Origin of the sequence: Flavobacterium sp. 90 (assembly GCF_004339525.1) — a bacterium.
Lineage (GTDB): Bacteria > Bacteroidota > Bacteroidia > Flavobacteriales > Flavobacteriaceae > Flavobacterium.
The window spans coordinates 4,839,926-4,854,723 of the sequence record NZ_SMGE01000001.1 but is presented as its reverse complement, the minus strand read 5'-3'; the positions used below and the strand labels follow the sequence as shown (position 1 = coordinate 4,854,723).

Sequence of the window (14,798 nt, the reverse complement as noted above, 5' to 3'; positions counted from 1 at the left end):
TTATAGTTTTTTATATTCAGTTAATAATTGTTCATAGGTAAATTCAGATTCGACAAATTTCCTTTTATCACCTTTTATAAAAAGTGTTGCAGGAATACTTCCGGACCAAGTAGGATCGATTCTGTCAATATATTCTTGTGGATTGCTTTCATTCAAAAGAAAAACCTGGCTTTTCATATTTTTTCTTTTAACAAATGGAATTACAGCCGAAGTTAATTTTGATTTAAAATCCACACTAACTAACAATACTGCCAATTTTTCGGCTTTATATTCGGCATTCAATTTTTCGAAATGAGGTAATTCTTTAATGCATGGAGCGCACCAGGTTGCCCAAAAATTCACGACATAAGTACTGTCTTTTCCGTTTTTGATTCTTTCCTGCAATTGATCGATGTTTATCAACTTAACATTTTGACCAAATGACGTTATCGAAAAAGCAAAAAACAAAAAAGTATATATTTTAAAAGCGTGGATTTTCATATTTGCGAGTGCTTTAGAAGTTTGCCTTACAAATATAAACTAATGTTAAATTATTTTTTGTTAATGAAAGTTTAATGGTTTGAAAATTGTCCGCGAAGTAGCGAAGTGACGAAGTAAAATCAATTATCAGGAGTTGAAATATGTCGTTAGATACAAAATATCAGTTGGAAAAATGAATTCATAATAATATTAATGCCTATAAAGATTTGAAGGTTTGCAATTTATGCCGTTAGGTACTAAATATTGGTAAACATATCGATTCGAAATTCGTTAGCGTGCCGTAGGTACGCAACAATAATATAACTATTGCGTACCTACGGCACGCTAGATTTTTTTTGCAATTCATACTTCCTACCAATATTTAGTGCCTAGCGGCACATTTCACTAGCTTTACATTGTTACTTTTATATTGGTATTGTTAACAAACACAAGTTTCTCCATATTACTCATATTGACAAGGGATAAAATGCCATTCTTATTTTGATTAACACCATTTATTTTAAAACAATACTCATCTCCATCTTTATCCATTAATGTCAGATACTCAATATTATCATCTGAATTATTCTGACAACTGTGCGAAATAGAATATTTGTACATTACTTTGAAACTATCATTGACATAATTATAAACCTTTCCATCCGGAGTAAAAACCCACCTTGCACTGCGATTTGCATTATTATACCAGGTTCCAATAATTTTTTTTGAGGAAGGATCTTCATCTTGATTGTTTCCAAAAGTAGTAGGAATTTGTAATACCAATAGCAAAATTAAAAATAGCTTTTTCATAGTTTTTGTTATTTAATTATGTATCTGATTTTCAAAAGTAAACTTGAATATTTTTTATATAAAAATAATAATTAATTTATTACGAAATCATGTTCCAAATGTCAATTTCATTATGTTAAGTTCTTCGAAAATAAAATCAATTTCGCAAAACCTCCATGCTTAAACACAATATTGTCATTTCGACGAAGGAGAAATCCTCGCAAGTAACTCCGCAACGAAAATCTAATCTTTGTCGAGCTTCTTGTGGGGATTTCTCCTTCGTCGAAATGACAAACCTCTACTCTCAAATCATAAGAATTGTGTCTTTTGCGAAAATTTTGTTTACTATATTTGATTCCATAACCTCAATTAAAAATCTCTAATCTGTAACAAATTCTGTAATAATTCGTCCTACAGAAAACCAAAAACCATGGATAAAAAACTAAAAACCAATAGTTTAAAAGATTTTGAAGTCAATGTCAAAATCAAACTTGCTTTTCTCTGGACATCTGTAACATTGTGTTATTTATATGGAGATTATTTTGAATTGTATGTGCCGCAAAAAACGGCTGGACTTGTAAGCGGAGAAAATTTATTTGACAATCCTGTAAAATTATTTATGGCGGCAATTTTACTCGCCATTCCGGCGGTGATGGTGTTTTTTTCTATTTTGTTAAAACCAAAAATCAATAGATTTCTCAATGTCTTATTTGGAGTTTTCTATACTTTAATTATGGTTTTAATTGCTTTTACTTCGTTAACGCCGTGGAGAAGTTTTTATGTTTTTTTGGCGCTTCTTGAAAGTTTAATTACGTTTCTGATTGTTTATTATGCCTGGAAATGGCCAAGCGAATTGTAATAATTTTTTAGATTTCTCCAAATTTCATTTTATAACGCTCCAGTTCTGCCTCTGTTTTATGAAGAAGCTTTTCGAGGAGTTTTATTTTATCCTCGTACAAAACATTTAGAGTTGTTGTATTTTCGGTATTTATCAGAATGCTTCCGTTATTATTTCCGATGACTTTATTAAAATTCCCAAAATAACGCTGACCATCAAAACTTAGAATATCTTCTACACTTACTTCTAAAATCCGGGCAATCTCGACTAGTTTAACGTAGGATAAAATAGTTTTACCTTTTTCAATTTTGCTATAACCAGCCTGAGTAACGCCCAGTTGTTCAGCCATATATTCTTGTGTGTAATTTTTTAGTTCTCTGATACTTTTTATTTTATTTTTTATTGAGGTTGACATATTTTTTCTTTTGGGGATGTAGAATAACTAAAACAACTCAATACCAGAATCTGATACTGCAGCGGCTCCATTTTGAAATGCATGCTGAAACTATTTCATTGGTAAGACAATGAAATCGGGGGTTTTGTTATTTTTTCTTTGCGATAATTACAAATCCGTAGATTACGGCTATAACGATACACACTAAATCGTAACTGGAGATTAGAGGTAATAACATTTAGTAAATTTTAGTAAATTAGGCCGTTTTTTTTATCATTCGATCATACTGTAGGTTTAAGTACTGATCTATTTGCCTGCCGATAAGATTCCGGTCTTCGGCTTTGATTTTGACTGTAATTTCTTTTCCGTAAATATTCCGGACCAAAACAGAATATTCAAATTCTGTACGATTATTAAATCTGAGAATAATTAGAAAAGTGTAACATAATAAGGTAGGAATGATATAATACATATCGTTTATATCTGAAAAAATCATGCAATAATAAGCTATCGCGGTGACGAGAATAAACATGGCATTTACAAGAAAATAGGTTTTCTTTTTTCGGGATATACCAAGTTCAATTATTTCATCAAAAGAGTATTGCCATTGATTTTTGTTATAACAAAAATGGACTTGATTTGAGGTAAGGGTAATGAACATAATAAATAGTAGGTAAAAAACAATTTAGGGATTTGTTTAAGGAATATTGCTATCTTTCAATGCAATAAACTCTCTTCCGCAATATTACGCAATAACTTCTTTTTTTTCTTACAACACATCTCATAGAATATAACTAAAAGTTATAATTAAATCCTAAATACAATTTAAAACCTATGATAGTTCAGTTTTCATAAAACAAGTCTTACTTTTTAAATTTTTCAATGTTTATCTTAACTTTTTTTTACTAGAGAAATAATTTCTGACAATTAAATAAAGAACTTGCTTACTTCTAAAATTCCCTCAATACTCCATATTTAAAAGATCGCAATATAATCAACTGATAATTATAGAAATAGAAACACATATTTTGTAATATTTTGCGTAAATTACTGGGGTAAATTAGCAAATGTAAAAGCCTGTAAAATTAAATTCGAAAATAAGCCATAAAAACGACTTAAAATAAAATATCATGGAAAAGCTAAACAACCACAATTACCGCGATTATAGTGATCTTGATACTCTTATCGAAAAGGAAAACAACTATTCTGACACCATTTTTAATGACGAAAATCAATTTCAGGAAGTATTAATAACTGATGTTAATCATGAAACAAATGATTTCAACAGAAACGAAAATACTCCTAATGAAGAAGCTATCATAAATGGAGAAGAACAAATCACAAATGACGAAGATTCAGAAAATGTAGATAATACTTTAGAAAAAGACGGTGATCTCGACGACGATGATTCTGATGATGATGACGATTCTGATGATGGTCTTCACGAGATATCTCACGATCCTTTTCCGAGTCTTGAACCTGGAAATTTCTAAAAATAGTCCCCTGTAGAAACAGATAACTGCTAAGAAATATTCTTGGCAGTTATCTGCTTTTGTTGATAATCAGCCTGAAATTCTATAAGAAAAAATTAAAACTATATAATTTTTCTTCTTCGAATTACCGTAATTTTAGATTATCAGTTTTAAACCAATTAAACTGGTTTTAGAAAATGCAGTAGCACATGGATATCACAATTCAAATCATCTGGCTTTTTGTTCTCGCTCTTCCAATTGCTTGTATCAGTTGGACGGTTACGCACGAAGAAATATTCAAAGAACCTCGCGAATGGTGTATCAAACATTCTAAAAACGAGAAGACAATTCTTGGCAGAAAGGCATTTTATCTCTTTACTTGCGAGTATTGTTTTAGCCATTATGTCACAATTGCATTTTTGGTTCTTTGTAATTATAAACTTTTCTTAAATGATTGGCGCGGGTACATTTTGGCAGGATTTTCGCTTGTTTTTTTAGCAAATGTCTATATGAGCCTTTTTGCATTATTGAGACAAGCTATTAAGAAAGAAAAAGTCGAAATTGAAAAAATCGAACAAGAAACTGATACTGAAAAGCTATCTACATAATAAAGTATAACAAACAAAATTCAACAAATCATGGAAAATTTAAATTTCATAGACCCTCTACTTCACGGAATTACTCCTGAAAAATCTAAAATGCCAAATCTATCTACAAAACAATTGCTTTTTGCCGGAGTAGGCTCACTTATTGCAAGTGCCGTTCTTAAAAAAGCAGGACAAAATAAAACAGCTGCAGTTGTTGGTAGTCTTGCATTGCCTTTAATAGCTTCGGCTTGTTATAAACAATATTCTAAAATTTCGAAAGCAAAAAGCGAAATCAATGACAGTAGTGGTATAGAATATAATCACTAATTTAAAATTTGTTTCAAGTTCTCTTTGTTTCAGGTTTCAGGTTAAAATCTGATGAAAAAACAGCCACGAATTCACAAATCTTTCTACATAATAGTAGGCAATAATTTGTGAATTCGTGGCTTATTTTTTTTAGATAAAGGTTAAACTTGAAACAAAGAAAACCTGAAACAAATTTTCAAACCGGAAACAATTTTTTAAGAGATATTTATATTTCCTTCAACCCAATTTAAGGCTTTGTTGAAAGCTTCTTTTTTAAAACCGTGAAATTCGCCCGGAACAACATAACTAAATCCGTTTGTGAAGGAAATTATCTCTTCAGAATCTGAAATTATGGCAGCGCGATTCCATTTTCCAAGATGTTTTAGTCCTAATAATGCATCTTGCAGCCACGCTCCGGAAGTAAAATTCTCTAGATCAGTATCTAAAACTAATAAAAAATTAATTTCATTAGTCTGTTTTACTAAATGTTCGACTGCGGGAATAACTACGGTTAAAAAATCTTCTGTTGTTACTTCTGCTAATGCTCTAAATGCTACAATATTATCTGTTGTATCGATTTGATGTATCATGATGTTTCTATTTTGAATGTTATTAATGTCGGATTTGTAATTTTTGGTTTTCACCGAAATTCCTATCAAAAATACCTCTGGAATAGTGTTCAGCTATTATATCATCTCTTTGTATTATTATAAAATAACGATGTTTTTTTTAAAAGGTGCTTAGTTACTGAGGTTCTAAGGTACTAAGTTTACTGTTTATTTTGTAAAGTAGTTTTGTTTTATGAGATATTCTGATATACTAAGTTACTGATAATCTTCGATTTTTAGGACTATCAGAATCAATATTTTTATAAACCACCGTTTCCTTCATCAACAGCTTTTTTGGTTCTGTGGAATGATTTTATAAGATCTGGAAGGAAATTATTAATAATTAGTTTTACCTGTATTGCATTAACAAATTTATCCGTGTCTTTCCTTGGCATAATTTCGTTGTTATAAGAAGCTTCAAGTACAAAATCCTTGATAAATTCATAACCTAATCCAAGTGTTAATCTGTTTCGGTCAAAATTTTCGGGACCTGCGACCTGACTATCGGTTTTAAAAAAAACTTCGTCTGCAGCAAATGAATATAATACGCCTTTCTGTATTTTCACATTAGTGATTGGATATACTGCTTTAACCTGAAACCTAAACCGTTCTACTGCTTCAAAATAACCATCATCATTATGGAGATGGCGATCTTCGAGTCGTGCTCTCAAATTTACTTTTATTCTGTAATCTTTTAGCAAACTGTAGCTTACTTGTAATGCTGAACGCCACTCGGGCGCTTCTGTCTGATTAAGTTCAGGCACATTTTTATTTGAATAGTAAGCATAAAATATTGATATTTTCCATCGATCGCCGGGATAGTAATGTGCCCATCCTCTAAGATAGGTTTGCGTAATGTCATGAAAAAAAGATTTATCCTCGGGCGTGCTGCTCGAGGTAAAACCGGCATCTAATTCGACTACCCAATTTTGACTTAAATCTTTTGTAAATGCATATTCATTCCAAACCTGATTTAGGTTATCTGATTGCGAATGAACCGCTACGGTAAACAGTAAGAGAACATAAATAATATACCTCATGCTTTATTTCTTGTCTCTATTGAAAGTTATTTTTAATCTGCACAAATTTGTAAAGCATTAGAAAGCGAAAATACAAATGAATGCATTTTCGCTTTTAATCTTTATTTTGCTAATAATGAAGCTTTTTTATTTGCTGAAATCGTAACTTAAAGATGCTCCAAGTCCAAACTGAAATGTTGAAACATAATCATTAACCGCTACAGGTCCCCAGTAATAATCCCAATAATAATCATATCCAACAGCTGCCGACATAGATTGTAAATAAGCATGAAGGTTTATTGATAATGGTGAACTGGTTTTGATTTTTACACCTCCTTTAAGTTCCCACGCAAAATAAGTTCCGCTGCCACTATTAGGTGTTTCAAGAATCGAAACCCCAGCACCAGCGCCTAAAAATGGTCGGACTTGTTTTGAACTATCCATAAAATAATAGGTATAATCAGCCAATATGTAATTAATAGCTCCTTTATCATTTCCAGCATTAAGCTGAGTTCCAGGAGTAATACCACCAGCTAATGCAGTCTTTGTGTAAAGAGGCATATTTGTATCTAGTCTGTTATATTTTAATTCTATAGAAGCGTTATCCATTATAAAATATTCCAGACCTAAACCATATTCAAAACCATCTTCCACACGTGCGTATGAGTCATCAAAATCTACTCTGTCTGAAAAAGTATAACCTCCATACAGATTTAGTAAAAATGCTCCCGAACTTTGAGCTGACATTGTCAGCGAGAAGAAAAAAACAACGAATAATAAATGACTCTTTTTCATAATTTGATTTTTTTTAAGGGTTTCTATGTTAACTATAACAGTTAATGATTTTACAAATGTAAAATTTATCTTACAATATTTAACACGTTGTACCTATAAATTATTTTACATTTTTTCAAAATTATTCAAAACCGAAATAAAAATCCTTGATATATAGCCTATTAATGGTTGCAAATTACAATTTGAAACCATTATTTGGAGGTTCTGACGTATTATCCCGAAGTTTTGGGAATCCGATTCAATATTTTTGTTTAGATATCTCATTCGATTTTATGATTCTAATTTTCCATTCCAATTTTCCGATTCCAATTCTACCATTCCAATTCTACCATTCCAATTCTACCATTCCAATTCTACGATTCCCATTGACCGTAGAGACGCACAGCAGTGCGTCTAACACAAAGTATATCCATAATAGAAATCGACAATTGGAACTTGAGACGCACTGCTGTGCGCCTCTACAAATTGAAATGTGCATTAATTATCTACCTCTCTTTTAGACGTGACAAACGTGAGACGCATTGCTGTGCGCCTCTACAAATTGAAATGTGCATTAATTATCTACCTCTCTTTTGGACGTGACAAACGTGAGACGCACTGCTGTGTGCCTCTACAAATTGAAATGTGCATTAATTATCTACCTCTCTTTTGGACGTGACAAACGTGAGAAGCATTGCTGTGCGCCTCTACGACTGTGTGTGTCTACAAACCAAAAATCTATAAAATCTGCAAATACAAATTATCTATAAACAACAAAAGCCCGTTTCTTTCGAAACAGGCATTTTGTAAAAAAAATAAACTAACACACAAAACTTTTAATTATATCCTTGATTTTGTTTGATTACCTTTTGGTCGATAACCGCTTGTGGAATTGGAAATATTCTTCTAAATGGTTGAGTTGCTGCTTTTGCAGTTCCCGGTAAATCGAATTTTCCAAAACGAATACTTTCTGGTCTTCTTTGTAATTCCCAGTACAATTCATAACCTAATTCTTTATATAACTGATCTGAATCTAATGTCGTAAGAGCTTTTCCGGCAGCGTTTCCAAACAACGATTCTCTTTTTCTGCTTGTACGCAATTTGTTAAGATCAGCCATTGCCAAACCTGTACTTCCTTTTCTAAAATAAGCTTCAGCTCTCATCGCATAAATTCCACCTAAACGGAATAACGGAATATCAACATTACTGTTACCGTTTCCTCCTTCAGGATCAAATTCATATTTAAAAACACGAGCTCCCTGATTGATTTCGTTTTGAGCAAAAACAGATTTAGTAGGATCTGCAAATGTCAATGATGGCGTAAAATTCATTCTTGTAGTTGTACTTTTTTCCATAACTAATGGAGAAACTTTTATACGATTACCAACCATTTCAAGAGATCCTGAAGGCAATAATATAGGACCATATTGAAGTCCAGCCTGAATTCCTCTGTTAAAATGGAACCAAGGCAAACTTGGACTACTTTTAGGAACGATGTCTGTTGCAGGAACACTTACATCAGTACCATCATTCATAAACCATGTTCCATCAGCATATTGATAATGTTGTTCAAATCTTGGATCGTCATGATTACCATCCCAAGATGCGTAGAATTCCGGAGTTGTACAAGCAGCATTTGTTCCTCTGTTTGCAGCAGATGTTCTCTGGTTACGCTCCATACATACATATGCAAAACTGTTAGAACCGTTACGGATGTAATCTATCTTTTGAGTAATTGCAAAAATAAGTTCTGTACCATTCTCATTCGTTCTTGCAAAGTTTTTAAAGAAATCACTTTCTAAACTATATTTTCCTGAATCAATCAATAATGATGTATAATAAATAACACGATCCATATCTGTTCCCGTTCCGGTTACAGCAGCTTCATTAAAATTAAAAGCAAACGAAGCATTGAAACGATCTTTAAAAACCGCACGATTTAAATACATATTTGCTAAAAAAGCATAAGCAGCTTGTTTCGTAAATCTTCCGTGGTGTGTTCTTTGAGTTCCACTATCAGCCAAATCAGGTATTAATGCTTCAACATCTTTTATTAATTGGTCAATTTGAGTATCAGCTTTTAAAATTTGCAAAGGTGCCGTTGTACTCGAAGGATCTCTATATGGTGCTTGTCCGTATAAATCTAATGTCGTGTAAGTATAAAAAGCTAAAAGCGCTTTTGATTCTGCCAAAAACAATGTCTTTTCAGGAAAAGTGCCTGCTGCTACAGATCTAACTGCACTCAAAGAACGAGTGATTCCGTTAGTCAATAAATCCCAGTTAGAAACGATAATTGCATTCGTTGGACTCCATGTAAATTCGTGCATATCTCTCCATTTTCCACCATCTCCCCAGTCACTTCCGCGAGTTGGCAAAATAGCTTCATCAGTAGTATATTCCTGCATGGCAAAAACGGCTCCGTGATCTGTAAAAGTTCCGTCTCCAAGTCTGTCATATGCTGCAGCAAGTGAACCTGCAGGATCTGAAACAGAATTTCCTGATTTCTCATCTAAAACAACTTCATTTAAATCAGTACAACTGCTTAAAAGAATAATAAAAGAGAATATTGTTAAAGTTTTTATATTAAAAAATGTCTTTGTCTTCATGATTTATAATTTTAAAGTTGCTCCGAAACTGAACGTTCTCGAAGTTGGATAAGCCGCATAATCAATACCAATAGATTGGTTTCCTGCGCTTGGTTTTGGGCTGTTTATTAATGGGTCAAATCCTGAATAATGCGTTATTGTTACCAGATTATTTCCTGTTACATAAAGAGTTAATCCGTTTAACCAGTTCAGTCCTTTTAAGTCGAAATTATAACCAATACGTGCTGTATTTAATCGGATAAAATCAGATTTTTCTAAGAAAAGAGTCGACAAAATTGGTGAGTTTGTTGGATTTGCACCAGACTCATAATAATTTGTAGAAACGTTTCTGTCAGAAGCCAGGTTGTTGATATTTAAAGCGTTTAATCCAGTATTATTCAACAAATAACCTCCGGTTTGTCCAATAATTGAGAATGAAAAACTAAAGTTTTTATATCTCATATCACTGTTAAGTCCGTAGTAAAAAGTTGGTAAAGCTCCTTCGATAATAACTCTGTCGCTGTTATCAATTTTTCCGTCTCCGTTTTGATCTTTAAAGATGTTACCACCTTTGCTGTCAAAACCTATGTGTTGTAATAAGTAGAAAGATCCTGCAGCATAACCACTTTTATAAATATTTGCATTTACACCAGATTGTCCAGGTCCTGAAATAGTTCCTGTTAAGATTTCTGAAATTGGTAAATCTTCAATTTTATTGTTTAATGTTGCTCCGTTTACATCAACGTTCCATGTAAAATCTTTAGTGTCAACTACTTTTGAACCTAACATAAACTCAAAACCTTTGTTCACAATTTTACCATGATTACTAAGATTCGTCCAAACTGTGTTCGTTGGGCTTAATAGTGGCGAAGTAACGTTTAAGATTGCATCTGTAGTGGTTTTCTTGAAATAATCAAGAGTTCCGTACAATTTGTCTCTCCATAAATTAAAATCTAAACCTAAGTTAGATTGAGTTACAACCTCCCATTTTAAATCAGGATTTGGTGTTCTAACAACAGAAACTCCGTTTACTAAATTTAAATCATCGTATAAATAATACCCGTCAGCACCAGATAAAGAATAAGCTGCTTTTGTAATTTTATTTTCAACTTCCTGATTTCCTGTTTGTCCCCAACTCGCTCTTAACTTTAAGTTGTTGATAGCTTCTATGTTTTGCAAGAAATTTTCTTTAGAAATATTCCATCCTAAAGCAAATGAAGGAAAGTAACCGTATTTGTTATTATCTCCAAAACGAGTCGAACCATCCGCTCTCATCGAAGCTGTTAAAAGATATCTTTCATTAAAAGTATAATTCAATCTTCCAAAATAAGACTGCAATTCATTTTCCTGTGCATATCCTGAAAGTACAGGCAGAATTCCTTTGAATCCAGGATTGATTTCCGGTTTTACACCAACACCTTTTTCTGTAATACCTTCAATACTAAAACTTGTACCTGATCTTTCGAATTTTTGATAAGAGAAACCACCTAATGCTTCTACTTTATGTTTTCCAAATGTTCCGTTGTACGTTAAATAATGTTCGATTAATGAGTTTTTCGAATCAAGATTATTCTGAACATATTTACCAATTTTACTGATATCCGTAATGTTTGGATAAATAGTAGTATTTCTTTCAGATGTTGAACGGTCAACACCAACATTCAGTTTATATTCTAATCCATTAACGATTCTAAACGAAGCTTCAAGATTTCCTAAAACACGCAGTGTATTTGTTTGATCCTCATAAATACTCAATAAATAAGCAGGATTGTAATGCGCATTCATGTTAAAATTCGTGTAGTTTCCGTTTGCATCAAAAACTGATCTTGTTGGATTAGCCATCAAAGTATGAATAACCAATTGTCCGTTAGAACCACCGTCATCACTTGTTGGAACTCCGTCATCTACAGTTTGACTTGCTGTAAGATTCACTTTTAATTTTAAACGTTTGTTGTCCAAAAATGATTCAGCAGCGTTAATTCTTCCTGAAAGACGTTTGAAATTACTATTACGAATAATTCCTTGTTGATCCATTTGTGCAACAGATGCATAATAATTTCCAGATTCTGTTTGTTTTGCAAAAGACAAAGCGTTGTTTGTAGTAATTGCAGATCTAAAAATTACATCTTGCCAATCTGTGTTTCCGCCATGATCAAAAGACTTATCTTTTATAGCATTTCTATATTCACTTGCACTTAAAACATCTAGTTTGTGAGCAACATTCGAAACTCCCATATAAGAATCATAAGTTAAAGTTCCTTCCCCTTTAGATCCTTTTTTAGTAGTAACCAAAACAACTCCATTAGATCCTCTTGCTCCATAAATTGCAGAAGCAGATGCATCTTTAAGAACCGTAATCGATTCGATATCACTTGTATTCAAAAAGTTTAATGGATTTTTTGCAGTCGAACTTCCAAAACCAACATTCGTTCCTGATGGGCTTACATCATCATTAGACAATGGCATACCGTCAACTACGAACAAAGGCGTACTTCCGCTTCTGATAGATCCAACTCCACGAATCGTAACGTTTACTCCAGCTCCCGGTTCTCCACTTGTGCTTACAACACGAACTCCGGCTACTTTTCCTTGTAATAAATTATCAGCTGAAACATTAACTCCTTGTCTAAAACTTGATGCTTGAAGTTGTGTAACAGCTCCGGTAACATCTTTTTTAGCTTGTTTACCATAACCTACAACCAAAACTTCGCTCAATTCAGCAGTATTTGGTTCTAACTGAATCGTCATGAAACCGCTTTGTGTTACAACAGTTTTGGTTTTATAACCCATGTATGTAACTTCGATTGTTTTGCCTTCGCCAACAGTAATTTCAAATTCTCCATCAAAATTAGAAGTTGTTGAATTTGAAGAGTTTGTTTCCTTAATAAACGCACCAGGAATTGGCACTTTATTTTCGTCAACAATTTTTCCTTTTACCTTAACTCTGTCAATTGCTTTACGAGAGATAGTTTTAGGCGCTTCTGTTTTTTGAATTAAAACTAATTTACCATTAATATTATAGTTGAAATTAGCCTTTTTAGAAAGATCACTTAATATTAAACTCACAGAATCATCTGAAAAATCTACCGTATAAGTAGTATTATCAGCGATAATTGCTTGTCCGTAACTGAATTTGTAATCAGTTTGTTTGCTTAATTTTGAAAAAATAGAAACAAGCGTAGCTTTTTCTGTTTTATTTTTTACTTTTGAATGCTCTGTAAAATTAGTTTTACTGTAACCATTTTGAATGGCCAGTAACGCCAGTACTAAAAAGAAAATTCTCTTTAGATTTAAATAGGAAAGTTTAAAATACATGATTTAAGTTATTGGTTTTTTATCGATACTTAATTATTAATCGCAGTTGTTCTCAGCAACTGCTTTTTTTGTTTTTAATCCACTTTTACTATTTCGTCATAAACTTTGAATTTTAGGTTTGTGATATAATTAATTTGTTCTAAAACATTCTCTAATGATGCGTCCTTCTTGATGAACACCGTTAATGGCGTTGCTAATACGTGTTCATTATTGTATTGAAATGAAACTCCGTATTTATATTGTAAAATGGTAATAACATGTTTAAGAGTCGTTTGATTTAATGTCACATCCGTGTTGTACCAATTAACCAAAAATGATTTATCAGCCATTTGTTTGGTTAGTTTCTGAGATTCAAATAAAGCTTCTTCATTTGGTACTAAATCAACACTTTGTCCTTTTGAGGAAACATTTACTTTTCCGGTAACGACAATTACTTCACATTTTGATTTTGATAACTGAATGTGAAATGAAGTTCCAACAACTCTGGTTTTAATTTCGCCCGAAGAAATTATAAAAGGATGTTTTTTGTCTTTGGCAACTTCAAAAAATGCATTTCCTTTTAATAGCGAAACTTTTCTTTCATCTCCTTCAAATTTTTCAGGATATTGAAATAATGAATTTGCTGCCAGATAAATTTTCGAGCCATCACTTAATTCGATAGATTTGGGGGAATCTGAGGTTTTAAATGAAAGTTGCTTTTCGACGGCAATATTTGGTCTGAAATAAAATCCTAAACCAACAAGAAAGAGAATACTGGCAGCTGCCATATATTTTAAATAAGGATTGAAGCTTCTCTTCTTCCCTATTCTAAGTTGAATATTTTCGTAGATCTCCTGAGAAACTTCATCTGAATTTCCCATCGAATCATCATTCCATTTTGAAACTTGATATTGCGTAAAAGCAAAATCATTTAGTAGATTTTCTTCTGCTATTGAAGTTTTATTTCGAGAACTTTTATCTATAAGATATTCTAAACTGTGTTTAATTCTTTTTATCATAATACTTATTATTACTAGTAAGTACCAGAATCATGAAATCGTACTATCCGGAAATATTATGAAACCATTAACAGAAAGTTATCTTAAAACTTTTGATGCAAAATAATGAATGGAGCAAGCCAGGCAAGATCTTTTAAGCCTTCGCGAAGTTGTTTTAAAGCTGAAGAAATTTGATTTTTAACTGTTTGTTTAGAAATTCCAAGTTCATCCGCAATCTGATCAATTGACATATCCTGAAATTTATACATTAATAAAACCTCTTTTCGTTTCTCCGGAAGTTTATCTAATAAGGAATAAAGTAAATCCATTAATTCAGGATCGATCGTTGCAAAATTATCTATAATGTAATCTTCAAATTGATCTTCCAGAATCGTCTTATCAAAACGGTTATTTTGATAATGTTTGAAAACCTGATTTTTTACTGCTCGAAACAAATAAGGTTCAATCGCATTTATATTCAGGTCGTCTTTTCTTTCCCATAAATCGATAAAAACATCCTGAACAATGTTCTGTGCCAAGTCTTTATCCTGAGTCATCGTATACGAAAACGCATTGAGCTTTTTCCAGTATTCAGTATACGTTTTTTCAAAAATTTCAGGGTTCTTCATAACTAATTTGGGGACTATTTGGTGATGTAAAATAATAAAATGTTAT

Annotated in this window: 14 protein-coding genes; 4 read left to right on the top strand and 10 right to left on the bottom strand. The window is 32.3% G+C overall.

Features of this window, described 5'->3' with window-relative positions:
* Both C8C83_RS19765 and C8C83_RS19760 read right to left on the bottom strand, forming a co-directional pair.
* Window positions 1–480, bottom strand: a complete 480-nt coding sequence (locus tag C8C83_RS19765) for a TlpA disulfide reductase family protein (protein ID WP_121330294.1) — start codon at window positions 478–480, stop codon at window positions 1–3.
* Window positions 481–870: 390 nt separating this feature from the next.
* Complete coding sequence (locus tag C8C83_RS19760; protein ID WP_165877249.1) at window positions 871–1,269, bottom strand: hypothetical protein; 399 nt, start codon at window positions 1,267–1,269, stop codon at window positions 871–873.
* A gap of 409 nt (window positions 1,270–1,678) precedes the next feature.
* On the opposite strand from C8C83_RS19760, the gene C8C83_RS19755 reads away from it, so the two are divergent.
* Complete coding sequence (locus tag C8C83_RS19755) at window positions 1,679–2,107, top strand: DUF6326 family protein (RefSeq protein ID WP_121330293.1); 429 nt, start codon at window positions 1,679–1,681, stop codon at window positions 2,105–2,107.
* 7 nt (window positions 2,108–2,114) lie between these two features.
* Here the strand turns inward: C8C83_RS19755 and C8C83_RS19750 are convergent, their stop codons facing one another.
* Complete coding sequence (locus tag C8C83_RS19750; protein ID WP_121330292.1) at window positions 2,115–2,501, bottom strand: helix-turn-helix transcriptional regulator; 387 nt, start codon at window positions 2,499–2,501, stop codon at window positions 2,115–2,117.
* A gap of 1,109 nt (window positions 2,502–3,610) precedes the next feature.
* Here C8C83_RS19750 and C8C83_RS19740 point away from each other — a divergent pair.
* The 3 genes from C8C83_RS19740 to C8C83_RS19730 all read left to right on the top strand — a co-directional run bounded on the left by C8C83_RS19740 (window position 3,611) and on the right by C8C83_RS19730 (window position 4,866).
* Window positions 3,611–3,973 carry a hypothetical protein gene (locus tag C8C83_RS19740; RefSeq protein WP_121330290.1) on the top strand — a complete coding sequence of 121 codons (363 nt, stop codon included), beginning with the start codon at window positions 3,611–3,613 and terminating at the stop codon, window positions 3,971–3,973.
* A 188-nt stretch (window positions 3,974–4,161) separates the two neighbouring features.
* Window positions 4,162–4,560, top strand: coding sequence for a hypothetical protein (locus C8C83_RS19735; RefSeq protein ID WP_121330289.1), 399 nt, complete (start codon window positions 4,162–4,164; stop codon window positions 4,558–4,560).
* Between the two features lie 30 nt (window positions 4,561–4,590).
* The gene (locus C8C83_RS19730) at window positions 4,591–4,866 is read left to right on the top strand and encodes a PrgI family protein (RefSeq protein ID WP_121330288.1); all 276 of its coding nucleotides are present in this window, start codon (window positions 4,591–4,593) and stop codon (window positions 4,864–4,866) included.
* A 194-nt stretch (window positions 4,867–5,060) separates the two neighbouring features.
* On the opposite strand, the gene C8C83_RS19725 is transcribed toward C8C83_RS19730, so the two are convergent.
* The 7 genes from C8C83_RS19725 to C8C83_RS19695 all read right to left on the bottom strand — a co-directional run bounded on the left by C8C83_RS19725 (window position 5,061) and on the right by C8C83_RS19695 (window position 14,752).
* Entirely contained in the window at window positions 5,061–5,435 is a 375-nt protein-coding gene (locus C8C83_RS19725) for an STAS/SEC14 domain-containing protein (RefSeq protein ID WP_121331381.1), read from the bottom strand.
* A gap of 278 nt (window positions 5,436–5,713) precedes the next feature.
* Window positions 5,714–6,493, bottom strand: coding sequence for a DUF2490 domain-containing protein (locus C8C83_RS19720; RefSeq protein ID WP_121330287.1), 780 nt, complete (start codon window positions 6,491–6,493; stop codon window positions 5,714–5,716).
* Window positions 6,494–6,619: 126 nt separating this feature from the next.
* The gene (locus tag C8C83_RS19715) at window positions 6,620–7,267 is read right to left on the bottom strand and encodes an outer membrane beta-barrel protein (RefSeq protein ID WP_121330286.1); all 648 of its coding nucleotides are present in this window, start codon (window positions 7,265–7,267) and stop codon (window positions 6,620–6,622) included.
* A gap of 815 nt (window positions 7,268–8,082) precedes the next feature.
* Window positions 8,083–9,852, bottom strand: coding sequence for a RagB/SusD family nutrient uptake outer membrane protein (locus tag C8C83_RS19710; RefSeq protein WP_121330285.1), 1,770 nt, complete (start codon window positions 9,850–9,852; stop codon window positions 8,083–8,085).
* A gap of 3 nt (window positions 9,853–9,855) precedes the next feature.
* Window positions 9,856–13,146 (bottom strand): SusC/RagA family TonB-linked outer membrane protein, encoded by a 3,291-nt coding sequence (locus C8C83_RS19705; protein ID WP_121330284.1) that lies wholly within the window; start codon window positions 13,144–13,146, stop codon window positions 9,856–9,858.
* 74 nt (window positions 13,147–13,220) lie between these two features.
* A complete protein-coding gene (locus C8C83_RS19700) occupies window positions 13,221–14,144 on the bottom strand; it encodes a FecR family protein (RefSeq protein ID WP_121330283.1) in 924 nt (307 codons plus the stop codon).
* An 83-nt stretch (window positions 14,145–14,227) separates the two neighbouring features.
* The gene (locus tag C8C83_RS19695; protein WP_121330282.1) at window positions 14,228–14,752 is read right to left on the bottom strand and encodes an RNA polymerase sigma-70 factor; all 525 of its coding nucleotides are present in this window, start codon (window positions 14,750–14,752) and stop codon (window positions 14,228–14,230) included.
* Between the last annotated feature and the right edge of the window lie 46 nt (window positions 14,753–14,798).